This window comes from Algoriphagus zhangzhouensis, assembly GCF_900148515.1.
Classification (GTDB): domain Bacteria; phylum Bacteroidota; class Bacteroidia; order Cytophagales; family Cyclobacteriaceae; genus Algoriphagus; species Algoriphagus zhangzhouensis.
Map to the genome: position 1 here is coordinate 69,186 of NZ_FRXN01000005.1, position 24,995 is coordinate 94,180.

The window sequence follows — 24,995 nt, forward strand, 5'->3', positions numbered from 1 at the left end:
GAAATATCCTTTACAACAGCAGCTGCGAATGTACCGACTCCACCAGCTTGTGCGACCATCACTTCTCCGGGTAATGGAGCGACTGATATTGCTTTAGATGCTACGATTACCTGGACCGCTGTTTCAGATGCAGATGGCTACTATGTGACAATAGGGACGACTTCGGGAGGCAATGAACTTCTTGATGGCGCTTCGGTAACCGGAACGAGTTATTCGCATGCCTCGGATTTTGCGGAAAACACGACTTATTACATTTCTGTAGGTCCTTATAATTCTGTTGGAGAGGCTACTGGATGTGCGGAGATTTCTTTTACCACCGAAACTTTGGCTACGGTACCTGATTGTACAACTATCACTTTTCCTGGAAATGGAGCGACTGATATTGCTTTAGATGCCGCGATTACCTGGACCGCTGTTTCGGATGCAGATGGCTACTATATAACCATAGGAACGTCTTCGGGAGGCAATGAACTGGTAGATGCTGTTTCTGTGACTGGAACGAGCTATACCCATAATTCGGATTTTGCGGAAAACACGACTTATTTCGTTTCAGTAGTTTCTTTTAATTCTGTTGGAGAGGCTGAGGGCTGTGCGGAGATTTCATTTACCACCGAAACTTTGGCGACGGTACCTGATTGTACAACCATCACCTCTCCAGGCAATGGAGCAACTGATGTTGCTTTGGATGCTGCGATTACCTGGACGGCTGTTTCAGATGCAGATGGCTACTATGTAACTATTGGTACTACTTCAGGTGGGAATGAATTGGTGGATGCTCTTTCTGTGACCGGAACCAGCTATACCCATACTTCGGATTTTGCGGAGAATACGACTTATTTCGTTTCAGTTGTTCCTTACAATGCTGTAGGAGAGGCTGCGGGATGTACGGAGATTTCCTATACCACAGAAACTTTGCCTACACCGCCTGATTGTACTTTGATTTCTTTTCCAAATAATCAGAATAATGGTATTCCAGTAATGTCAATTATTTCATGGCAGGAGGTTGAAAATGCTGAAGGATACTATGTGACTCTAACCCAAACCTCATCTGGAGAAGCAGTGCTTTCAAATCAAATAGTGTTTGAAATGAGCATAGATCTTTCAGGAAAATTGGAATATGGTCAGGAGTATGAAATCTCCGTCATTCCATTTAATGGACAAGGAGAAGCTGAGACTTGTGGATCAAGTCTGTTTACCACTGAATCACTTGATTTTAATCCTAAAACTAAATATGGGATTTCACCCAATGGAGATGGGGTCAATGATTTCTGGGAAATCGAAGGAATAGAGTCTTTTCCTGATAATAAAGTTGCTGTATATAATCGTTGGGGAGATAAGGTTTTTGAAGTTGAATCCTATGATAATCAGCTGAATGTGTTTGAAGGTAGAGCCAGTCGTCTACAATATTTAGGGGCCGGTGAATTGCCGGAAGGCACCTACTTCTTTGAAATCCAGATACTTTCTGAAGAAGCAAAAGGTAAATACAGGGGCTTTTTGATCATAAAAAGATAGATATGAAGGAGATAGTGAAAATAGCAATATTTATGGCAGCCTATCTAGGCTTTCCTTTGATCAGTAAGTCACAGCAGACGGCTCTTTTCTCAGAATACAATTATGTTCCTTTTTGGGTAAATCCGGCTTTTGCCAGCGTGACTGATGGCACCGAAATTTCCATTTCGAATCATGGATATATCAAAGCCATAGAGGGAAGTCCAAAGACATATTCATTGGGTTTTAACGCACCTCTTGCATTGAATAATTTGGGTATTGGAGCAGTAGTCAGAAGAGATAAAATTGGTGTGACTAATTCTACCAATGCCTATGCTGCTTTGTCCTATAAAATCAATTTTGGAGCTGGAAACAATAGATCTTATATGAGAACTCCTTATTGGAGGGCCTATAACCAGAAAGTTTTCTCCTTTGGAATGACAGCAGGTTTTCAGCAATATGAAGAGAACCTTTTGGAATTAGGATTGGATGATGATCCAGAGTTTTCTGAAAATCTCAGGGCTTCAATTCCGGTAATTGGAGTGGGCTTTCTTTATAATACCGCGGATTTCTTTATAGGACTTTCTTCCCCAAATCTCCTTAGTAGTTTTGTCGCTGAAGATTCAAACATCAATTTCTCAAACCCCATTTACGGATATATTGGTTATAGATATCTTTTTGGAAATTATTCTCCAATGATGCTAAAGCCTTCTTTTTTATTGAAATATGAATTAGGTGCCCCAGTTCAGATTGATACCAACCTTTCTTTGAGTTTTGCCAATAAATTTGAAATAGGTGCGGGTTACAGAAGTACCTCTTCTATTAATTTACTGGCAGGAGTATATGCTTTAAACCATTTAAGATTAATTTATCAGCATAATGTTGGAGTAAAAAACTCCTTTTTGGGGAATAGTCACGGAGTTACTCTAACTTATTTTCTCAATGAAATCGAGCACTAAGATTTGTTGAAAATCCTATTGCTTTTTATGCTCCTAGAGAAGGGCTTGGTTGCTGCCTGCTGATAGATCCTGGGATATGCTGATCAGATTTTAAGATGATAAACCCGGCCAGTGCACAGGCTGCCATCCCGACTACCATTGGAAATGCAGTTCCATCGTGGAAGAAACTGACAATTGCAGTTACGACTCCACCCATGGCCATTCTTAAACTTCCCAAAAGAGCAGAAGCGCTCCCGGCATTTCTGGAAAAGGGCTCCATGGATAAGGCCGCTGTATTCGGACTATTGAGACCGTGTGCAGTCAAAAACAAGAACATCAATCCAACTAATGCATAGACATTGAATAATTGGAAGTAAGTGCCAACGACTAAAACCATGCCCGTAATCACTTGGTAGTGAAGTGAGAAATTAATGATTTGTTGGCTTTTATATTTTCTTAATAAGACGTGGTTCAATTGAGTTGATCCGATCATTGCAAATGCCAAAAGACCAAAAATCCAACCGTAAGTCTGCTCGCTTACTTGGTAGATATTCATGAATACATCGGCCGAACTAGCGATGTAAGCAAATGGGGCAGCTCCAGCCAATCCGCCTACCAACATATAAACTAAAAACTGACGGTTTTGCATTACTTCCACGTAATTCCCCCATACTTTTTGAGGTCTTAGAGAAATCGCTTTATCAGGTTCCGCTCCTTCAGGAAGAACGTAAATGGCCGCAATCCAAATGATTACTGTTAGGATTGCCAAAATGATGAAAACCCAATGCCAATTGTAAAAAGCAGTTACATAACCGCCCAAAGTCGGAGCGATCATAGGAGAAACCGCAATAACCAAGGTCAAAAGGGCCAAAACCTGAGCTGTTTTTTGAATTGGGAAAATATCTCTTACCATCGCTTGGGCACAGACCATCCCCACACATCCACCCAAAGCTTGGAATAGACGCATGATAATTAAGTTTTCTACAGATTGAGAAAAGGCACAACCAATTGATGCCAAGACATAGATTCCTAAGCCGATGTACAAAGGTTTTTTTCGACCGTATTTATCAAGTAGGGGCCCATAAAATAATTGACCAATTGCGATACCAACCAAATAAGCTGTAAGAGACAGCTGAATTTGCGAAATAGGGGTACCTAGGTCTCTGGACATTTCCGGAAAACCAGGTAGGTACATGTCGATAGAAAAGGGGCTAATAGTACACAATGCTCCTAATACTAAGACAATCTTAAAGTACGTACGCTTGTTAAAAGTGCTTTCCAAAACTAAAATAGGCTTTAATTCTTACTCGTGTAATCCTCTGCCAACAGGAGAATTCATTTCAAAGTTCGCAAAAAACAGAAAAATAAATAATTAAGATTTCAATGAAACTACTTGAAAATTAGCGTTTTGTAAATCTACTTTCTTATTATATCGATTGCGCTGGCTTTAAACCATGATCCTTTGGTCAAACAAATTTTTCACAATTGAAAAAATAAATGAAAAGAGCCACCTCAAAGGAGATGGCTCATGCTTAAAAATTTAATTTTTGATTATTTAATCATCGGAAGTACGATTCTACTTGGGTGAATTCCTCCATGGTGGATGGAGTTGGTTGCGATTACACCTTCTGATTCATCGTAATTATTACCTCCTGTATTCAAGTTTCTATCAAATCTCGGGAAATTGGACGATGTGATTTCAATTCGGATTTGATGCCCTTTTTCAAAGTAATTGGAAGTACTCATTGGAGTCATTTTTACTTCGTAGACTTTTCCATCTTCCATAAATACTTCTTTGTCATATCCTTCACGGTATCTTACTCTTTGGATAGTTTCGTCCAAGTTGTAAGCTTTTCCATCAGGATAAACATCGATGAGTTTGATCGTCACATCTGTGTCTTTGGCATCTGAAGAAAGGTAAAGGTAGCTTTCAATGAAACCTGAGATTTCAACTCCTTCTTCCAAAGGCTCCGAAGTGTAAACCAAAATATCATCTCTCAATTCCATTTCGGATTGGTCGAAAGATCCACCCTGAACGGCGTTTCCTGTACAACAAACGTTGCCTCCGTAAGAATTGACAGGGTTCATTGGGTCATATTTAAAAGTGTCTTGGTTTAGTTTTTTTGGAAGTTTGCCAACCAATTTTCCATCTCCATTTCTGGTGTTTGCTTTGCCTTCAGAATCCAAGAAGAACGTGGTCATTTTTGCATTAGCTGGTGGCCATACATCAGAAGTTTGCCATTCATTTGTTCCCATCGTGTAATAGGTAACTTTTGGCATGCTTGAGATTTCTCCCTTGTCCTCGCTTTTCAGCCATAGGTCAAACCAAGCAGTGATGATTTCATCATAATCAAATCTGGCATCACCCACGCTTCTTTCTCCAACGATCGTATTTTCAGTAGCTCTGGTATAGGAGCAGTGTAATACAGGTGCAATAATTAAATATTGATTGTCACGAGCGGATTGAGAAATAGCATTTTCTCTAACGTGGTTGTAAAGGGCCAAATTTGGACTTGTAGAAACATCATACCAAGAGACAAACCAAAAGCTTGGCTTATCAAAAGGCATGTTATCATGATATAAACCGCCCTGATACCATCTGGCATCATTCGGTTTACGAGTAATCATTTCCTCATAAATTCCTTGTGGGCCATTTACATTTTTGATGATATCCTGGAGAGGTAGGTGAGAAAGTCCTTCCTTCCAATCCACACGTGGATATTCAGGGGCCATGTCATAGAATCTTTGCAATCTTAAAAGATCTTCCTGAGCAATTCCCTTGGGTAATTTTGGAGCCAAAGGATCATGCTGAGTTCCATAAAGCCAAGCAGTAAAAAGCATTTGACCAGCACCACCACGATACCAGTTTCCTTGCTCATAAAATTCGCCGATTCTACCGACACCTGCACCAAATCCCTGAGGAACCATTGCAGCATGAGCTGGGTGATTCAGGGAAGCTGCTGCCATTTGCCATTCTGCAGTGGAAGAACAACCCAAAGTGCCGATTTTACCATTACTCCAAGCTTGCTTTGACATCCAATCAAAAGCGTCATAGCTATCTGTCAATGGAGTTCCCAAAATATCCCACTCGCCTTCAGAGAAGAATCTACCGCGCTCATTTTGAACAATATAGGCGTACCCTTTTTTGACCCAGTCTAGAGCTGTTTGAAGGGTTCTGGTTCTCAATTCTCCATCACCGTATGTATTGAAATTATAGGGAGTTCTGGAAAATACGATTGGAACCTTTGCATCACCTTTTGGTCTGTAGATATCCGTGGCCAATCGGTTTCCATCCCGCATAGGCATCATGACTTTCTGGTCGACAATAGCGACTTCCTCCAGCTGGTCAAGGAGAGATTTTTCCTGAGCCAAGACCTGAAATGAAATCAAGACTAGGAGTGAGAGAAAAAAGAACTTGGAAAAGCTTTTATTCATAATATTCATGTTTAGAAACGGAAAGTAAGGACAAACCTTGAATTTTCCTCAGGTAATTTGATGACTGAATTTTTGGTGATATGAGCGTGATTAGTCTAAAAATCAGGATGAAAAGGTGAGCTTCAAAGATCAGTGGAAGAAAAATCAATGTATCCGTTTTGGGATGAATGGTTTATTTCCTTTTGAATTCATCACTAAACAGTAACTTTGCGGTTGAATAAATTTTACCATGAGTGAAAGCAATATGAGTCCTATGGAAACATGGGTTGAGGTATCGAAAAATTCAGATTTTACTATTTACAACCTTCCTTTTGGTGTCTTTAAAAACAAAAGACTAAGTCCAAGGATTGGAGTAGCAATTGGCGACAAGATCGTGGATTTAAGTGTGTTGGATCAAGAGGGCTTCTTTTCGGATATGTTTCTTCCAGAGGGTATTTTCCTAAATGATTGTCTGAATGAACTGATTGATCTTGGGAAAACTCAGACCAAAAAGATTCGTGAGCGTGTTCAAGAACTTTTACTTGCTGATAATGAGAAGCTAAGAGATCATTCTATCAGAGGAAAAGTAATGGTTAATCGGAGAGAAGCTGAAATGCTTCTTCCTGTAAAAATCGGAGATTACACGGATTTTTACAGTTCTATGGAACATGCAACAAACGTTGGAAAAATGTTCCGTGACCCTGAAAATGCCCTTTTGCCTAACTGGAAGCATTTGCCAGTGGGGTATCATGGAAGAGCTTCATCGATCATTCCATCTGGTGTTCCTATTCATCGACCAAAAGGTCAGTTCAAAGATCCAGACATGGAAACTCCAGGCTTTGGACCTTCTCGTAGATTGGATTTTGAATTGGAACTGGCCTTCATTACGGGTAAGTCGACCAAATTGGGAGATTCAATTTCTACTGAGGATGCTGAGGATTACATTTTTGGATTTGTCTTATTTAATGACTGGTCAGCTAGAGATATACAAGCTTGGGAATATGTTCCTTTGGGTCCATTCTTAGGAAAAAACTTTGCATCCTCTATTTCACCTTGGGTTGTGACCTTAGAAGCTTTGGATCAATTCAGAGTGGATGGGCCTAAGCAAGACCCTGAAGTATTGCCTTATTTGCAATGTGAGACACCTCATAGTTTTGACATTCAATTGGAGGCTTACATTCAGCCAGAAGATGTCAAGCAAGCCACGAAAGTTTCTACTTCCAATTTCAAATACATGTATTGGAATATTGCACAGCAGTTGGCTCATCATACAGTCAATGGATGTAATATCAATGTTGGTGATATGTTGGCTTCTGGTACGATCTCAGGTCCTACAGAAGATTCTTATGGTTCTATGTTGGAGTTGAGCTGGAAGGGAACCAAACTTTTAAGATTGGATAGCGGAGAGGAAAGGAAATTTATTGAGGATGGAGATACAGTTATCTTAAAAGGTTTTTCTGAAAAAGATGGAATTCGAGTGGGCTTTGGAGAAGTTAAATCCAAAGTGCTTCCTGCAAAATAATTATTGAAATAATTCAATAAAAAGCCCCGAAATTGTAATGTTCGGGGCTTTTTTTGTTTACTTTTTTTATTGCTGATTTTAATCTGTAAATTAATAAATGTATTGATTTACAGGTGTTTGCGATTTGAGTCGCGCCTGATTTTCTTAGGTTCTCTATCACATTTTATAGAGATTATTTAGTTAAGCTCGAACCGAGCCATTTTTATTCTTTTTATTAAAAACAACCCAATTTTACCATGGCAAAACTTAGAAATTTGTCCATAACTACTCCCTTGCTATTTGCTTTTCCTTTGAAAAGTGAATGGGCTACCACACCAATTGATCCTGCGGCTCCAATCAATTCTGGAGCATGGGAGGGCGCAGGAAGTTTAAAGTTTTCTAGAGGCTATATTTTAGCTAAAAATGATGCTAAGTTTTTATACTTGGCCTTAGATGTTCTCGAGGATACAGGGAATGACCCCAGTACCAATGATTATTTCTGGTTGAGTTTTGATAGCAATAGGGACAGAGCGATAACTGCCAATGTGGATATCAATTATGGTCTTTATCCCGGAAATCCCAATAAACTTGGGTTACAGAAATATTTGGGACCTGCTAGATGGACTGGCTTGTCAATTCCTCCCTTATCTGAGGTAGTTCAGGAATTTGGTCCTAGTCCCAATTCGGATACCAGTCATAGAATATGGAAGTTTAAGATTGAACTGAAGGAAATCAATGTAGCCATTTCTTGGCCTTTGAGTACTCCTTACACCTATTTTGGCTTTCGAGTGAAATCTAGTAGCCCAGGTTTTACCACAGATTTTCCCGGAGGATTTTATAAGGATTTTACAAAGTTGAGGCAATTGATATTGTCGAGAAAACCGAGCATTCCAAGTTCAATATTAGGTCCTTTGGTAGGAAGTGTTGGCTTGATTCCAACTACCAAAATCAATTCTAGCTCAGGAAGGGCTACTACCGATCCAGGGTATTATGTTCATGTTGAAAATGCGGCCTTTGGAGGAACCTTGAATTTGATAGGTAATAGGACAAAACTCCAGCAGCTTTGGGCAGCAGGAAATCGAAAATATAAGGTTGAAATAGCTGCGCCGGGAGGTTCTTTCACGAAGTTGATTTCCAATTGGTCCAATTACCGATGGACAGGAAGTACTTATGCTTTGGAATCCTTTGCAGCCTCCTATTATGGCTATTATCAAATGGCCAATCCTGGAGTAGATTATTCTATCGATGATTTATTGATCCAGTTTCCTACGACAGCACTTTTGCCGGGTTTGTATCGAATCAAAGTGACCTTCTTTGTGGGAAGCAGTACAACTTCTGTTGCTGCAACGCAGGAGTTAAGAATGTATATCGATAATCAAGTTCCTTCGGCAATTATCGAAAGTGTGAAGCATGGAAGTAGCGAAGTGTCAGCCTGTGCCATAGAGACAATCGCTGCTGCTCCAGATGGAGTTAATTTTAGAATTACGGCTCATGACCCTGAAGGGAATTTGAGAGCAATGAGTTTTAGGGCAACCTATGGATCTGGCTTGGCTACATCCATCTATAGCGAGAGCTATTCTTCTTCTAGTGGACTTTGGCAGGGCTTTACCAATAAGCTGATACCGGCCACTGGAAATTGGAGGCCACCTCAATCCTGTGCCTATAGTTTTGTGCTGACAGCTTGGGCAAGGACTACCAATGGCTACAGCTATATTGGGCATAATTCCACTCATCGAAATCTAACTTTATTATTAAGTTGATATCGCCCCGAGTGACAAGGCCTCTTTTCAGAAAAGAGGCCTTTTTTTATGCCTTTTTGGATAGTTTTGAGGATGGAATTAAAAATTAATGATGAAAAGATTCCAGTGTCCATGAGTTGGTCGGGAGGGAAGGATAGTGCCATGGCTCTTTGGAAATTGATGAATAGTGATGAATTTCAGGTGGTACGACTTCATACGACTTTTGGAGAAGAAACCAAGCGTGTCGGAATGCATGGGATCCCGGAAGAACTGATAGAAATGCAAGCGGATTCGATTGGGCTTCCACTTGATAAATTATATTTCCCTGCGAGTGGGGATAATTTGGCTTATGAAACAGTGATTAATGCTTATTTGGATGAATTGCAAAGTTCTGGGATCGGGCATATAGGATATGGTGATATTTTCTTGGAGGACTTAAGGAAATACCGTGAGGATAAATTGGCCCTTAGGGGATTTGAAGGAGTTTTTCCTCTTTGGGAAAAAGATACATCCGGGCTGATTCAGGAATTTTTTTCAACTGGCTTTGAAACCAAAATTTGTGCAGCCGATGCTGACTTGATTTCAGAAAAATGGGTTGGTGAGTCGATTTCAGAGGAATTCATTAAAGACCTAGATCAAAAAGTGGATCCATGTGGTGAAAATGGTGAGTTTCATTCTTATTGTTTTGCAGGACCAATTTTCAAATCTTCAATTGAAGTTTTGGTCGGGGAGACTACCCAGAAAAGCTATGATATTTTTCTGGCTAATGGAGAAAAAGGAAAGAAACATTTCTGGTTTTCGGATATTAAAAAAGCCTAGCTTCATTAGCTAGGCTTTCTAAGGTTTTAACCTTTTGTATAATGCTTTTTCATTGCTTCAAAGTCGTAATCAGGATCTTTACCTGCTTTCCGCTGTTTTGCAAAATCCTTCAACGCGTCCAAGGCTGGTTTTCTCAATAAAAGAATCGCGATCATGTTTAGCCATGCCATTAGACCTACACCGATATCTCCGAAAGTCCAAGCTAATTCGGCTGTTCGAATGGAACCATAGAAAGTTGCTATTAGAATAACTGCTCTGAGTAGATTGACTTGCCAATGCTTATGATTGTCCTTTTGCAAGTAACTCAGGTTGGTTTCGGCGATGTAATAATATGCCATGATGGTGGTAAAGGAGAAGAACATCAAAGCTACCGCCACAAATCCTGCCCCGATTGTAGGGAAATGGGTCGCGATCGCACTCTGAGTATATTCTGGACCAATACTCACTCCTGGGAGGTTTTCTACGATAAAGCCTCCGTTTGGATCGACGACATTGTATTGTCCTGTGAAAAGGATCATAAATGCCGTTGCGGTACATACAAACAAGGTGTCAATGTAAACAGAGAAGGCCTGAACCAATCCTTGCTTGGCCGGATGACTTACTTCTGCAGCTGCAGCCGCATGTGGTGCAGTACCTTGACCAGCTTCATTCGAATAGATTCCTCTTTTGACTCCCCAAGCAATTGCCGAACCGAATACTCCAGAGAAAGCCGCTTCCATATTAAAAGCAGATCCAATAATAAGTTTGAACATGGAAGGAATCTCTCCAATGTTCATTGCCAAAATAATTGTAGCTAATAAAACATAGCCTATTGCCATAAAAGGAACTACGATCTCGGCAACCTTGCCTATTCTTTTGATCCCACCGAAAATAATCAATGCCAAAAGAAGGCAAACAAATCCTCCTGTATATTCAACAGGTATATCAAAAGCGTTGTTGACACTAAGTGCGATACTGTTACTTTGAACACCTGGGAGTAAGAAGGCCATACTTCCCATAGTTACAAAGGCAAAAAGCATCGCGTACCATTTGACGCCTAGTCCTTTTTCGATGTAATATGCAGGGCCACCTCGATATTGACCGTCTTTCACTTCTTTGAAAATCTGACCCAAGGTAGCTTCAATATATGCTGAGGCCGAGCCTAGGAAAGCAATAACCCACATCCAGAAAATGGATCCCGGTCCTCCCATTCCGATAGCAGTTGCTACACCGGCTATGTTTCCTGTCCCGATTCTACCTGAAAGGGCTAATGCGAATGCCTGAAAAGAAGAAACTCCTTTTTCCGAGGATTTACCTGAAAAAAGGAGGGAGATCATTTCTTTAAAATATCGAAGTTGAACCAACTTGGTAACCACCGAAAAATAAATCCCTGCACCCAGGCAAAGGATAATCAGTGCATTACTCCAAATCAGATCATTAATTGTGTAGATAATTTGCTCCATGGGTAAATATTCTGTGTATAAATGAGAAATCAAGAAAAGCTTTTTTGCTTTAAAGAGAGATTTCTCGTTGAAGCGTTCAAAGATATAGGCTTGAATGGATTATGCATATTTTTTTAGCATAAATGGGTGTTTTTTAATGCAGATATTCAATATTTTGAATTAAATCAAAAGAAGAGGGGTATGGCATTTTTGAAAAAAGAAAACCACAACCCTGGGAAGAATTGTGGTTTTGAAATTTTGTTGTGTGATTTTTATTTGAATCCGAATTTTTCTAGTCCTGCATGAGAAGTTTTAATTGCTTCCATCGGATCAACACCAAAAGTGTTGTCCTGCTCAACTAGGTAGAAAATCATTCCTGATTTGTCTTTTTCAGCTAAGATTCTGGCAAAATCAATGGTTCCAGTTCCAACTGGAGCAAAGTTACCTTCGTCATTCATGTCTTTCACATGCCAAGCTTTGAATCTTCCTGGATATTTTTCAAAGTATGCCAATGGATCAACTCCAGCTTTGGTTACCCAGAAAAGGTCCATTTGGAAATTAACAAACTCAGGATTACACTTTTCCAAAAGTAAGTCTTCAATGACTGTACCGTCTTCTAAAGCTTTGAATTCGAAATCATGGTTGTGATAAAGCAATTTGATGCCAGCAGCATTACATTTCTCACCCAAAGAATCCATAATGCTTACCAAATCTTCTGGTTTGCCTTTTAGACCCATAGATCTCGTTTCTTGATTGAATGTAAACATGCCCATTGGAGGAACAGGGATTACAAAATATTCGATACCTGCAGCTTTTACATCAGCGATTAACTGATCAGCATTTTCCATATTGACCATGCCCATGTGAGCACTTTTAGCAGTCAATCCAAGGGAAGCTAGATAGTCTTTGAACTCAGTAGGAGTCATGTCATAAAACTTGCCATCTGCATAGTTCGCGGCTTCAACATAGGCATATCCAGCATCGGCAACAGCCTGAAGTGTTCCTTTTGGATCACTTGCCATCGAATCTCTTACAGTATAAAGTGCCAGACCACCAAAATTCGAAGGCTCAACACTTACTTCTTCTACTACCTCGACAGTTTCTGCGGGTTTATTTCCACAGGCATTTAGTCCTATCATCAAGGAAAGAACTAAAGCGAGGTTTAAGCTGATTTTTTTCATAGGGATAAAGGTTAATTGAATCTGAAAGATATCCAATTCCTTTGAATTATTGGAAGATAGATAGATTAATGTCTCTTTTTGAAAAAATAATCTTTTTCAAACTCTCCAATAGATTCAAATTTTTAAAAAAGGGATAGTATTTAATTGAATGGTCTCAGTATAATTTAGATTAAATAATCATTCTCAGAAACTCTTTTTAATTGGTTAAAGAACTACGAAGCCATTTAATAAATCCATAATAAGTGATTCGTTTTTCTTCCAAAGGGTTTCGCTAGACCATGTGGTGAATTGTACTGATCCTCTTTCGTCAGAGTAATAATAAGAATCGAAAATAAAGGTAATCCCAGAAATTGAGGCTTTAAAAGCTCCTCGGAGTACCTCTTTGCCATTTACTGTTCTTGATTCTGTCTTAACATCTAAGATCTCAGATCCAGTGTTATCTTTCATTGTGTTTTTTGCAATTTTCAAAAGTGTCTCCTTTTCGATAGGAGTTTCTTCTGAAATAATAATAGCCCATATATCTTTTTGCCTTGCCTGAAGTGCAAATTCAGCATCCTCATTTAATTCTCCTGCTGGAAGCCTTTTCCATGAACTTTCATCATAATAGACATCAAATAGGTCCCATTGGTTAGAAATAATTTTTTTGGATTGTTGTGGAGTAAAGAAAGGAGTTGAAATCGGTTCAATTTGTAATTCTTGGTCCAAAAATGCCATTGGGGATACAGGAGAATTTTGGTCCAAAAGTTCATAACTCCATGTTCCGTTATTGTAAACATAGATCGTGTCTCCATGCTCGGTAACCGCTTTGATTTGAGCTTGTCCGTAATTTAGTCCTAAGACGAAAACTGAAAAGATGAAAAGGAATGTGTGCTTATACATTTTGAAAATTAAATAATGATTACTCTCGACTAAAATAGATTTTTAAATGAGGAGATTTGATTCCATTCAAACAATTTTAAATACTCCTCTGATTCTCAGACTCAAAAAGTCAAAATTTCAGAGGAGTATTTTTTGCAGATTTTATTTGTTACTTAGCTGAACCCAAACAGAAGAGGAAATATAAAGATGATCACCAAAGTCCAGATGAAATAAATCGGAAGATAGGAAGCGATTGAAATCCCTACTTTTTCGACTTCTAATTTCTTGCTAAATACTCCAAATAAGGATCTTGATACAATCAACAAGTGAATTAGCATTAGGATATTGACTCCCAAAACAGCTAACCGGTTTGGTGTGATTCCCCACTCTGATATCCTAAAAATAATGGCTGAAAGGGCGATTCCATTGACGATAATGGTTACTAGGGATAGGGCTAATAGAATCCAATTGCCAGAGCTTTTCTTTTTATTAGAGTTTTCAGCAATTGAGAAGAAAATCAAAGCCATTACACCCACCAAAAGCAAGTTGAACATCAAAAGAAATTCCCGGTCATTGTAGGGGTCTTTTCCAGTAAAAATGATTGCAAAGAGATAAATGATCAGCATCACAAGCACTAAGGGGCTGAAGATTTTAGCAATCACAGGTGAGACTTTATTGACCAATTGAGGGTTTGTTTGTGTCAAGAAAGTAGCAAGCGGTGGAATTGCTGCCGCACCGAAAATGAGTATGTATTTGGTGTAGAACTCGACGATATTTAATCCAATCAATTCAAAAAGCCCAATAGTCAAGCCTGTCAAAGCCATTCCGGAAAGAACCAATACAGCTCCCATGACTATGGCGTCTCCATTGAATCTCAAATAAGCCAATCGATTTTTTAGGTTCAGCCAATCATTTCCTGAGAAAGCTGCTCCCAAGATTCCCCAAAGCAGAAGCGGGAGATGGATGCAGGCCAAAATCAAAGTGTCACTTTCATTGTTTTTAGGAAGAAGGTTGACATAAATCCATGTCAAGATCGTAACAAGGCCTAAAATCAAGACTTTTCGCTGAGTAAGTTGATTTCTCCAAGCGAAGAATGCGGCAAGTCCAGGGAATACGATGAATCCAATATTCCTAGGGTAAAAGAATTCCTCGTCGATGGAGAATAACTCTGGGAGTTTGGCAATGAGCCCAGCCAATAAGGCAATGATGATGATAAATGTGAATTCTTTTCTGGTACCCCAAGAAATGCCGTCTGATTCATAGATTAGACGCTCGTTCCAGAAATCTGCCATTACTGGATTGCTTGCCTGAATCTCAGGGAAGAGTTCGATAAAGGCAGTTTTAAAGCTGCCCCTATTTTTCCTATAGAGCTTTTCTAGCTCTGAGGGAGAATTTAATTGGGAAAGGATTTGATCTTTCATTTTATTGGGAATTATAGGCTGTTTAAATATCGAATAGATTTATTGGATTTGTTTGTTGTTTTCAAAATCCTGCAAGCAGGAGTCAAGTGGATTGCCTTGAATATGAATGCATTCGCAAAAGGCAAAGCCGGCAATTTGATTTTCGGTATTTAGAAATTGTTTTTTACAGTCCTCCAAAGAATTCATGGGCATTACTTCATGTCCAAAACGGGAATACACGACAAAAAATACCATTGTTAAAAAGACTCCTGAGAAAAATAAAATGGGGAATTTAAGGTTGTATTTCTCTGGTTTTGGAGTACTTACAGCTTTCGAGTATTTGTTGAAAGGAAGGATGTATTTCAATTTGTCATAATGCCAAGCAATTATATAAAGGTTTGCTAAAACCATTAAAGGGGAGGTGATGTAGGATCCTACAAATCTTACTGCAAAAGAAAGTATCCAAATATTTACAATAATTGGGAGGTATAAAAGAGCGCCAAAGAATGCTGTTCTAGGTATTAAAAGTAATATTCCCGCTATCAATTGTGCCACACCAATAAACGTATAGTAATATCCCGTGTGATGGAGAGCTTCCAGGTAGGCACCCATGGGGTGGATTTCTGACAAGCCACTGGCAAATCGCTCTCCTAAAATTTTTACCATGCCTGCGATGATAAAAGCATATGCAAGTAGTACTCTGCAAAATATCTGAAAAATCCAGTGCCATCTATTTTTCTTTATTTCGGAATAATAGGATTCTAACCTGTTGGTAAACTGAGAGCTCATAAGTAGGTGTCAATTATGATTTTGATACGAAATAGTAATGGGTTTAATCCCAGTGTCCTGTGATATTGAATGCCATCACGGAGAAGATCCAAATGATGAAAACATATATGAGACAGCTGAAAATCAATGCGATAAGTTTTTGGTTTCCTTTTGGAAACCAGTGAAATCCCATCAGGTAGAAAAATATCCCTCCAATAGCGCCTCCTGTCGGGATGATGAGCAAAGGGAACAACATCCAAAGCTCAAAACTTTCAGGATTTGCAATCATAAGAAAGATGAGCAATGAGCTTGGAATGATAGCTCCTAAGAAGGAGGGAAGGAGGAGCGATTTGAGCTCAAGTCCTAGTAGTGATTTCAGTTGGTTTTTCATGGTTTGACTGATTTAAAAGTACTTTGTAATTCAAAGTGAGTGGATAAATTTTTTTAACTTTTGTTTTCTTTAATCAAATTTTCAAGGAAATCCAGATGTGCCTGAAAAGCCTCTTTTCCAGCCTTTGAAGCGGAATATTTGGTATGCGGTTTTCTTCCAACAAAGGTCTTTTCAACTTGGATGTATTCTTGGTTTTCCAGATTTCTCAAGTGAGAAGCTAGATTGCCATCAGTTACTTCCAGGAGTTCTTTGAAGGTGTTGAAGTCCACTTCGTCATTGACCATCAAGATTGACATGACACGAAGTCTGACGACATTCTCAAACGCTTTATCGTAATTGCCCTTCACGTTTACCTGTCGTATTTATAATACATCATGGCGCCATAGACGATATGTGCCATTCCAAATCCCACAGCCCAGCAGTACAAACCTATTTCTGGATGAAATGCAGCTACCAAACCAATAATCAACTCTGTTAAGCCTAAGTTTTTCAATTCATTGATGGTGAAATGAGAGGCATTTATGAGTCCTAAACCATAGAAAATCAATGTCGCTGCCGGGATCATATTAAAGTATCCTTCATGGATCAAACTAAATGAGAATAATCCTCCAGCTACTACAGGAATAAACAAAGCACTTAAAAATCGTTTGCTTGCCGAAGACCAGAATTTATGGGCGTTTTTTTGACTTTTCTTTCTGCTGAATACATAAGCAGTTCCCAAGGCAAGAATCATCACTGCAAAAGCAAGAATCAACAATCTGTTCATCAATTCATGATGATCCAGTATCCCAGTTGAACCTAGCTTTTCTGCACCTTCAATCCAGTACCAAGCCATCCCGGAACCGATTAGCGCGTAGATTCCAGCCATAACTCCCGATAGCCCACTCAATGAAAGGAAGCGAGTACTTCGCTCCATCATGGACTTGATGTCCGCTAATTCTTGTTCTGGTCTTCTCATTTTAAAAGTACTTTGAATTACAAAGTAAATAAAGAATTGAATTCGAAATCAAATTCTTAGAAAATTTTTACAAAAATTAAATGAATGGGGAGATGAGAGTCTCTTCAGGAATTAAAAAGATTCTCCAATTCTGAAGTAGATGCCCCAATCGTCTTTTCCTACAGCTGCATCCAATCCGATATTGAATCTAACAGATTTGAATGCACCATATCTATAGCCAACTCCTCCTCCTGGATAGAGTTTCCAATTGAAGTCTTCGGTATCAGAACCATAGATGGTGCCTAGTCCAAAAAATCCTACTAAGCCCATTCCTTCTTTGAAATTGTATCGGTATTCGCCTTGTAGGGCCATCAAGCCATCTCCTCTGAATTTTCCTTGAGAATAACCACGGATGTCTTTTCCTCCTAAAGTGACCTGTTGCTCAAAAGCAATATCTCCCAACCCGAATTTTCCTGCAAATCTGGCTGCCAGGACGTCATGACCATTTCTCATAGGAAAATACTCATTAAATTCTGCTGAGATTTTTTGAGCTTTTACATCGTTTCCAAACCAAGTTGGGAAAGAAATTAACTTCAAATTAGTTTTAACACCTTTGGTAGGATAGTAAACCGAATTTCGATTGTCATATAGTCCCGTAATTTGAAGTCCGTTAGTTTTGACAGTGCTTGGTTCCTGAATATCGTCTTCGTATTCGGTGTAATGATGTGCATAAGAATAATTTAATCCTGCATAAAAATCAGTAAAGACCTGACGTTGGAATCCGACCATGGCGTAAGTCGTTTCGGTTCCAAAATCATAGAATCCGGGATCTTCCATATCATCCATATAGAATTGGGAGTTTCTATCTCCTGTCATGGCAAATGCCGTTAATCTCCATTTATCTTCATCAAGATAGATTTTGTTAAATACAGAGATGAAATAAGAGCCATTTGTAGTATAAACAGCGGCTAAGCCAGAAAGCGACTTGGGTGAAATCGTGTCCGAGGGATTGATGCGATACATTCCCATGGGAATGACTCCAATCATAAAGTCCAGATTACGATTGTAGCTCATGTAAGGCATTACGCTTACCTCTACTTTTTTCTGTTTGGGAAGACTATCAGATTCTTGAGAAAATGAAAACTGAGTGAAAGTTAAAAGTAGAACAAATGATAAAAGTATAGGGCGCATATTTCGATATGAAAATGAGTAATATGGAAAGAAACCAAAATTAAGAAAAAAGATGGAAGCCTGAAGTTGATTAGACTCAAAGCCATATGAAACCTTAGGGAGAATGAGTTCATAACAAACAAGTTGATTTTGGAGTTAGTAAATAGCCCAAAGAATTTTGGTGAAATAAGAATGGGGGTCTGATTGGGTCTTTACTTCATGAAAAGTTAATGTTCTATTTTCCATCTGAAATGGGTAAATTACACTACGAGTGAATTCCTAAAATATTCAAAATCATATTTAAGATGAACCGATTTTTAAGTTTCTCAGTGCTGATTTTATTAACTGTTTTTTCCAGCAATGCATTCGCCCAATTTGGTGATCCACCCAAAAAATTAGAGAAAAATACGGGCTATGTCGGGCTATTATTTTCCTACTCCCAAAATACCAAAGAGAATACGAAAAACCTGCTTGAAAATGTCAAGTTTGATAAAACCTCCTCGACATCAGTTAACACTGGTGGTGGATATTTTTTTAAGGAAAATTTCGCTGTGGGAATGGGGATAACTTATGATTCTAAACTTTCGGACACAGAGTCTATAAATACATTTGGTCCCAATACAATATCGGATTCTGAGGTGTTTTCGTGGTTTTTTAATCCTTTTATAAGAAACTATTTCCCAATAGGTCAACGTAACCAATTCTATATTTTCACCCAGACAGGTCTTCAATATGGCTTCGGAAATGGGAATGAAACTGCGGAAACAGGTTCTGCTATTGAGGAATATGATATAAAAGAAAAAACCTATGGAATTGCATTTACTCCAGGGATGATTTTTTTGGTTAAACAGGGCTTTGCCTTTGAACTCAATGTAGGGGTAGTCGGTATAGAAAGAACAGAAAAGAAGAAAGTGTCTACTGATCCAGATATCCTTCCAGAATTGCAATCTTCAACTAAGGCAAATTTGAATATTAATCTTCTTCAATTAAACCTTGGCTTGGCATATTATTTTTAAATAAAGAGAGGCACGATCCTTTTAAGAACCGCGCCTCGATAGATAGATTGGTTAATTGTTTCTTATTTGAATAGCATAGGGGAGAAAATTGCTAGATAATCTCTCCAGTTTGCCCAAGTATGACCACCAGCACTTTCATGATAGTCATGCTCAAAACCCGTTTCATCCAATACGCTCAATAGACGCTTATTGGATTCCATGACGAAATCATCGACTCCACATCCTACCCAATATTCTTTTACACCTGAGTCTTTCAATGCGATGAACTTGTTTTTCATTTCGTCCATATTCGTATTTGGGTCAAAAATCCCACTGCTGAATACACCGATATAGCCAAATGTCCCTGGATAAGTGGTGGAGGCAGTAATAGTATGGCCGCCTCCCATAGAAAGGCCTGCGATTGCTCTAGAATCTTTCTCTTTTATTACTTGGTAATTTTCCTCGATATAAGGAACTACATCCTCAACCAGACTTTTTTCAAATTTACCAGACCATTGAGCATAGGTTTCACGAGTTGGAGGCGTTACTCCAGGAGCCATAGTCAGGGTCGAGCTTTGCCAAGCATTTCCATTGGTCATCACAACCAGCATAGGTTTAGCCTTTCCTGAAGCGATCAAATTATCCAAAATTAAATTGGCTCTACCAAGAGAAGACCAAGCGTCCTCATCACCTCCTGCTCCATGCAATAGATACAGAACAGGGTAAGATTCATTGCTCGAATCATATCCTGGAGGAGTATAAACATACATTCTTCGCTTCATTCCCAAGGAGGGGGAGTCATACCAGACTTTGGATAAGCTGCCGTGAGGAACATCGTTTTGCTGGAAAACTTTGGCACCATCTCCTGGGATCATCAATAGACTTGCGTATCTAGTCCCATCCCTCAATGCATGGGGATTAGTAACATCAATTGCTGCCACTCCATCAATAAAGAAGTTGTAATGATACATGGTGGAAGGAAGTGGATCAATTGTCACTTCCCAAACTCCATTTTCTGCCTTGGTGAGTGGAAGAGTTTCTCTAAATCCCATCCAGCTACCGTTGACGGCAACCTCATTTGCTTTAGGAGAATATACTCTGAATGTAACAGATCCATTAGCTGCAATATCAGGTGAAACTACCTGAGGTGCTTGCATGGCACTGATCTCCTGTGCCTGAGAAAATTGGAAAGTCCCTGTAAAAAGTAGCAGGCAAACTCCGAGTGAAAGTTGTTTTAGGTTCATTTTATTATTGGTTAATTATTTAAATAGTCTTGGTGCGAAATTGTATAAATCATGTCTCCAGACATGCCAAGTATGGCCACCTGGCATTTCAGAGAATTCGTATTTGATCCCATTTTTGTCAAATACTTTCAGCATTTCATTTCCATTGCTGTAGGCTATATCCTCTGGGCCTCCTAGAGTGAAGAGAAGGATTTTTGCCGTTTGATTCAGTTGAGAGGCTATTTCAGAAAGTCTTCTGTCTCCACTCGAATACATTTCTTCATTGTTGGCAAACCATCCGGAACTCATCACATTGATGTATCCAAACATATCAGGATGCGCCATAAATGAATCAAGTACTTCCAAACCTCCCATAGAAAGTCCTGCCAATGCTCGGTATTCTGCGTTTTGATAGACTGAGTAATTAGATTCTATATAGGGGATCAAATCATTGAAGAAATCCTGAACAAAAAGTTTGGTGTCAATTCCTCCATCAGGCATGACTAGGATCATTTCTTCGGCTTTTCCTTCTGCTAAAAGATTGTCCATAATCAAGCCTGCTCGTCCCACATTTGGCCAGGCCATATCACTATCTCCGCCTCCGTGTATCAGGTAAAATACCGGTAATTTTTTCTGAGTTAGATTGTATGCTGCAGGTGTCCAAATATGCATTCTCCGCATTGAATTCGTGCTTTTGGAGAAATAGTAAACTGTGCTGACAGTTCCATGAGGAATGTCTTTTTTCATAGAGAAAAAAGCTTCTTCACCCTCAGGCAATACATCGATCAGAGCAGAAGTTTCATATGCATTTGGAGCTTTGGGATCATAAACCTTTACTCCATCTACAATAAAATGATATCGATAAGTACCTGGATTGACTTCTGGAATGGTTAAGGTCCAAACCCCATTTTCTGCTTTAGTACCTTCGATTTTTTGTCCCCAAGGAACGATATCTCCGCCAAGCGTTACCCCATTGGAATTAGGAGCATAAATCCGAAAAACAACGGATCCATCTTCTTTTACTTCTGTGGATTTGAGATTGTCATTCGGAGTAGGGGTTCTATTTGGGAATTGACAATAGCCTTCTCTTGCAAAGGCAAATAGAACCATTGAAAAAAGTATTGATTTCCATGTTTTCATAGGAAATAGGTTTTTGGGTCATGGTATTGAAAATTGATTATCCTGTGCATAGAATAATCTATGCACAGGTCTACAATAGGTTAGGTTATATTATTTGAAAAGAAGTGGGGCAACTTGGCTTAAATAAACCCGCCAGTTTCTCCAAGTATGCCCTCCTTCTGTTTCTACGTAATCGTATTTCATGCCCATGCCATCCAGCTTTTCTCTGAATTCCTTATTGGCATCGTATAGGAAATCAGTCTTTCCGATTCCTATCCAATAGAGTTTATAGCCATTGTCCATTTGGGTTTGAAGGGTCTCGTCGATATTACTGTAAACTTTTCCGGTGGCATCCTCTCTAGGCATGATGGCAGCAGAGAATAAACCTACATAATCGAAAGTGTTGGGATAATATCTGGAAATGTGCATGGTGTGGTATCCACCCATGGATAGTCCTGCGATGGCTCTGTGTGCTTTATCAGGGATCACTCGGTAATTGCTTTCTACAAACTTGATGATATCCATAAAATTTGCCTCATAGGTTCCGTCCATGGTTTTTGGAACCATGAATTGTGGCTTATAAAAGCCTGTACTTCCTTCTCCAGGAGCTGCATCTTGGATCACATTGCCATTCGGCATTGCAATGATCATCGGCTTGGCTTTTCCAGCTGCGATTAGGTTATCCATGATTTGGGAAGTCCTACCTAAGTTGATCCAAGCTTCTTCGTCACCTCCAGCTCCATGAAGGAGGTAAAGAACTGGGAATTTTTCATTGGAATTTTCATATCCAGGAGGAGTGTAAATGGTGATTCGGCGATCCATTCCCAATCCTGGAGAATCATACCATCTTCTAGCTACTGTACCATGTGCAACATCCTGAACTTCGAAAAGGTCTGCATGTCCACCTCCAATGATGAAAATATTGGTAGCTGAGGCTACATCACGAATCAAAAATGGATTGTTTGGGTCGGTAGTAGTAAATCCATCGATTATGAAGGAATAATTGTAAAGCTCGGGTTTTAAAACTCCCGACTTGTATACCCAAACTCCATTTTCATCTTTTACTAAGTCAGCCTTTCCAGGGCCGTCCATTTGACCCATAGGAGTTTCCATTTTCACTGTGGGAAGGAAATCTCCAGTGATCTGAACAGATTCAGCATTAGGAGCAAAAAGTCTGAATGTCACCGATGAATCATCATGTACTTCTGGAGAGATAATTTGTTGTGCCCTGAAAAGAGCTTCTTGAGCCATTATCGATACGCTTGTTAATAAGCAGAAAGTAAAGGCAATAAGGTGTTTTAGTTTCATTATTTTAGGTCTATTGTGTCACTTTGGAAAAATAGAGAAAAGCTTTCTCAATTCCTAAAGAGATTTAGCACAATTCCATAAAAAAAGCTTCAGAGAATTCTCTGAAGCTTTGAATGTTAGTTTAGCATTTGTTACCGTGATCCTACTTTTTCTAATAGTAAGTGCTCTGCTCGAAACTGCCAATCGGTGAACTTGATACCTTGATTAGCCAAATGCTGGTGATGATCCTGATCCAAAATGTAATTTTCTGGCTTGTTCAATTGTCTAGTTTTACTGTAGACTGATTCTACTTTGGATTCAATCGCTTTCCATTCAGAAGCCAGCCCATCGAGTTTTGATTCAGCTTGATTTCTCTTTTCGCCGCTTGGTTCGTCCAGTTCAGCCAAAGTTTGCAAAGTTCTATTCGAAAACTGAGCGATTTGAGCTACTTGCTCATAAACTTCCAGTTTATAAGTGTTTCTTTTGGCAAGTCTTTTTGATTTTTCAATCTGTACCAAAATCGCTTCGATACGTTGTTGATTCTCCGCAGCCTTAGTGAGCTTTTCTGAATATTTTTCTGTCCAAACTCCCGCAGAATCCAGGTTTGGCATTTCGATCATAGAATTGATAGCTTGGTCACCTTGTCTATAAAGCCTGTTTCGATCTTGCTTGGGCTCGATCAAAGCATTTTTCCAGAAAGCTACAGCCAATTCTAAAGAGTCGATAAACTCAAAAGACTCATCTGCCAATTCATTTCCAAAAGTTCTTTGTCTAAAAGCTTTTTGAATTTCCTCAATTGACCTTTTTTCTCCAGCCCAAGTGTATTCGGCGAAATTAATGATGCCTCTGTCATATAATTCGAAATGCGGAGAATCGTCATCCCAAAGGGTCAGAAGCAATCCATCTGCTCCATTTCGAATAGAAATCAGCGCAAAGTCACGGATGTTTTTGGCATTGCTTCTTTGCAAAGGCATTAGGTTCCAACGCGTCTGTCCTGCAGTGGCTCCCATCACTTGGAAACCATTGTCTGTAAACCATTTCATAGCTCTTTCATTTCCAGGAGTCTCTGGATGACTGTAGTTCCATCTCATATAGACACAGTTTTTAGGGAACATGTCTACATATTTATTGAGCTCAGGCTCTTTCAAGGTCCAAATGCTATCCACTTGGGCTTCCGTCAATTTGGAATCGAACATGGATCTATATACACCTGCATTTTGCAAAGGCATATCATCCCAGAAAATAGGAGTGAGGCCCTTTTGCTCGGCATATTCACTTACCCGATTCAACCAAATTAGCTGAAGTTCAAGAGGAGATTTGCCACTATTTCTACCAGTAGTATGAACTTCATCCCCACCGACATGTAGGTAGGTAGCGTAAGGGAAAGCCTTCAATGCATCCTCATACAAATCAAATTGGACTTTGTAGGTCTCTTCATTCAAAGGATTGAAAGCCCAGTCACTTTCAGGATCATCTCTTAAATCTTTGTATTCATCATGCTTTAGGATGAAAGAAGCATGTCCTAGGCCTTGTACCAAAGGACTCAGTTCAATATTTCTGGCTTTCGCATAATCACTGATAGCCTTCCATTCCTCAATGCTAAAAGCATCTGCAGACCCAACTTTTGGCTGGAGCTGAAAAGCCAATTTGTCCTCAATCTCAACGATGACCGCATTGATTTTTTGGGAAGCTAGCTTATCCAGCATTTCGTAGTAATAATCTTTTGTTTCAAGGTGATGCTTGACATCCCAATGAATGGCTCTATAAGAAAGCGCGGGTTCGTCTGAGATTTGAACCAAAGGCAAACTGGCGTTTTGATCTTGGGAATCTTCCAGGATTTGTCCCAAAGTCATCAAACCATACCAAAGACCTTCTTGAGAACTGGCGATGACAGAAACCTGATCATTTGAAATTTCCAGTTCATAAGCTTCTTCTTTCAGGTTTTTTTCAATGTCTAAGTTGAAAGAAATTGCTCCATTATTCCAGGTGTCCAAATTGCCCTCTGAAACAAAATAGTTATAAGCATCTTGATAGGCTTTTTGAATTGAAGAAACTTCCAAATCGGAGCTCCCAGAAATTGAAAGTGAGCTGGGGCTCGGTAAAATTTGAAGTTCGACAGGTTGGCTATCTTTATTCTGGCAAGAAAAAGCCAAAAATGCCAAACAAACTAAAACAATGAATTTTTTCATAGAAAGGGGTTGATTGAGTATCGAAAATAAGGAAAACAAAACAAGATTCTGGGATTTGAGAAGATCTAAGTAGAAATTTTCACGAAACTGATTTCGAATTCCTTAATTTATTTTAATAATAACAGGGGTTTAAAGTAAAAAATAATAGCTCATTTGA

Annotated in this window: 21 protein-coding genes; 6 read left to right on the forward strand and 15 right to left on the reverse strand. The window is 39.3% G+C overall.

The window, feature by feature from the left end:
* On the forward strand, positions 1–1,512 hold a 1,512-nt coding region (locus BUF13_RS16480; protein WP_166669845.1), incomplete at its 5' end, for a T9SS type B sorting domain-containing protein.
* A 32-nt stretch (positions 1,513–1,544) separates the two neighbouring features.
* Positions 1,545–2,447, forward strand: a complete 903-nt coding sequence (locus BUF13_RS16485; RefSeq protein WP_166669846.1) for a PorP/SprF family type IX secretion system membrane protein — start codon at positions 1,545–1,547, stop codon at positions 2,445–2,447.
* Positions 2,448–2,472: 25 nt separating this feature from the next.
* Here BUF13_RS16485 and BUF13_RS16490 read toward each other — a convergent pair whose 3' ends face one another.
* Both BUF13_RS16490 and BUF13_RS16495 read right to left on the reverse strand, forming a co-directional pair.
* Entirely contained in the window at positions 2,473–3,708 is a 1,236-nt protein-coding gene (locus tag BUF13_RS16490) for a Bcr/CflA family multidrug efflux MFS transporter (protein WP_083586491.1), read from the reverse strand.
* A gap of 269 nt (positions 3,709–3,977) precedes the next feature.
* Complete coding sequence (locus BUF13_RS16495; RefSeq protein ID WP_073572926.1) at positions 3,978–5,861, reverse strand: CocE/NonD family hydrolase; 1,884 nt, start codon at positions 5,859–5,861, stop codon at positions 3,978–3,980.
* 253 nt (positions 5,862–6,114) lie between these two features.
* On the opposite strand from BUF13_RS16495, the gene fahA reads away from it, so the two are divergent.
* The 3 genes from fahA (at position 6,115) to BUF13_RS16510 (ending at position 9,899) form a co-directional block, all read left to right on the forward strand.
* Positions 6,115–7,362 (forward strand): fumarylacetoacetase, encoded by a 1,248-nt coding sequence (gene fahA, locus BUF13_RS16500; protein ID WP_073573155.1) that lies wholly within the window; start codon positions 6,115–6,117, stop codon positions 7,360–7,362.
* 236 nt (positions 7,363–7,598) lie between these two features.
* Positions 7,599–9,101: a hypothetical protein gene (locus tag BUF13_RS16505; RefSeq protein WP_073572927.1), complete on the forward strand. Its 1,503-nt coding sequence runs from the start codon at positions 7,599–7,601 to the stop codon at positions 9,099–9,101.
* Between the two features lie 72 nt (positions 9,102–9,173).
* Entirely contained in the window at positions 9,174–9,899 is a 726-nt protein-coding gene (locus tag BUF13_RS16510) for a Dph6-related ATP pyrophosphatase (protein WP_073573156.1), read from the forward strand.
* A gap of 26 nt (positions 9,900–9,925) precedes the next feature.
* Here BUF13_RS16510 and BUF13_RS16515 read toward each other — a convergent pair whose 3' ends face one another.
* The 9 genes from BUF13_RS16515 to BUF13_RS16555 all read right to left on the reverse strand — a co-directional run bounded on the left by BUF13_RS16515 (position 9,926) and on the right by BUF13_RS16555 (position 18,046).
* Complete coding sequence (locus BUF13_RS16515; protein WP_073572928.1) at positions 9,926–11,341, reverse strand: alanine/glycine:cation symporter family protein; 1,416 nt, start codon at positions 11,339–11,341, stop codon at positions 9,926–9,928.
* Positions 11,342–11,592: 251 nt separating this feature from the next.
* Positions 11,593–12,501 carry a sugar phosphate isomerase/epimerase family protein gene (locus BUF13_RS16520; RefSeq protein WP_073572929.1) on the reverse strand — a complete coding sequence of 303 codons (909 nt, stop codon included), beginning with the start codon at positions 12,499–12,501 and terminating at the stop codon, positions 11,593–11,595.
* Positions 12,502–12,705: 204 nt separating this feature from the next.
* Positions 12,706–13,380, reverse strand: coding sequence for a hypothetical protein (locus BUF13_RS16525; RefSeq protein WP_073572930.1), 675 nt, complete (start codon positions 13,378–13,380; stop codon positions 12,706–12,708).
* A gap of 152 nt (positions 13,381–13,532) precedes the next feature.
* Positions 13,533–14,780: a DUF4153 domain-containing protein gene (locus tag BUF13_RS16530; RefSeq protein ID WP_073572931.1), complete on the reverse strand. Its 1,248-nt coding sequence runs from the start codon at positions 14,778–14,780 to the stop codon at positions 13,533–13,535.
* A gap of 39 nt (positions 14,781–14,819) precedes the next feature.
* Positions 14,820–15,425, reverse strand: coding sequence for a DoxX family protein (locus tag BUF13_RS16535; RefSeq protein WP_317129070.1), 606 nt, complete (start codon positions 15,423–15,425; stop codon positions 14,820–14,822).
* A gap of 166 nt (positions 15,426–15,591) precedes the next feature.
* Entirely contained in the window at positions 15,592–15,918 is a 327-nt protein-coding gene (locus BUF13_RS16540) for a hypothetical protein (protein WP_073572933.1), read from the reverse strand.
* Between the two features lie 53 nt (positions 15,919–15,971).
* The gene (locus BUF13_RS16545; RefSeq protein WP_073572934.1) at positions 15,972–16,265 is read right to left on the reverse strand and encodes a winged helix-turn-helix domain-containing protein; all 294 of its coding nucleotides are present in this window, start codon (positions 16,263–16,265) and stop codon (positions 15,972–15,974) included.
* Positions 16,266–16,267: 2 nt separating this feature from the next.
* Positions 16,268–16,876, reverse strand: a complete 609-nt coding sequence (locus BUF13_RS16550) for a hypothetical protein (RefSeq protein ID WP_073572935.1) — start codon at positions 16,874–16,876, stop codon at positions 16,268–16,270.
* 111 nt (positions 16,877–16,987) lie between these two features.
* Entirely contained in the window at positions 16,988–18,046 is a 1,059-nt protein-coding gene (locus BUF13_RS16555) for a BamA/TamA family outer membrane protein (RefSeq protein ID WP_073572936.1), read from the reverse strand.
* 284 nt (positions 18,047–18,330) lie between these two features.
* Here BUF13_RS16555 and BUF13_RS16560 point away from each other — a divergent pair, with 284 nt between their 5' ends.
* The gene (locus BUF13_RS16560; protein ID WP_073572937.1) at positions 18,331–19,041 is read left to right on the forward strand and encodes a DUF3575 domain-containing protein; all 711 of its coding nucleotides are present in this window, start codon (positions 18,331–18,333) and stop codon (positions 19,039–19,041) included.
* Between the two features lie 62 nt (positions 19,042–19,103).
* On the opposite strand, the gene BUF13_RS16565 is transcribed toward BUF13_RS16560, so the two are convergent.
* The 4 genes from BUF13_RS16565 to BUF13_RS16580 form a co-directional block, all read right to left on the reverse strand.
* The gene (locus BUF13_RS16565; RefSeq protein ID WP_073572938.1) at positions 19,104–20,264 is read right to left on the reverse strand and encodes an esterase; all 1,161 of its coding nucleotides are present in this window, start codon (positions 20,262–20,264) and stop codon (positions 19,104–19,106) included.
* 15 nt (positions 20,265–20,279) lie between these two features.
* The gene (locus tag BUF13_RS16570) at positions 20,280–21,383 is read right to left on the reverse strand and encodes an esterase (protein ID WP_073572939.1); all 1,104 of its coding nucleotides are present in this window, start codon (positions 21,381–21,383) and stop codon (positions 20,280–20,282) included.
* 90 nt (positions 21,384–21,473) lie between these two features.
* Positions 21,474–22,613 (reverse strand): esterase, encoded by a 1,140-nt coding sequence (locus tag BUF13_RS16575; RefSeq protein ID WP_243839757.1) that lies wholly within the window; start codon positions 22,611–22,613, stop codon positions 21,474–21,476.
* A 188-nt stretch (positions 22,614–22,801) separates the two neighbouring features.
* A complete protein-coding gene (locus BUF13_RS16580) occupies positions 22,802–24,838 on the reverse strand; it encodes a beta-N-acetylhexosaminidase (protein WP_073572941.1) in 2,037 nt (678 codons plus the stop codon).
* Positions 24,839–24,995: the final 157 nt, after the last annotated feature.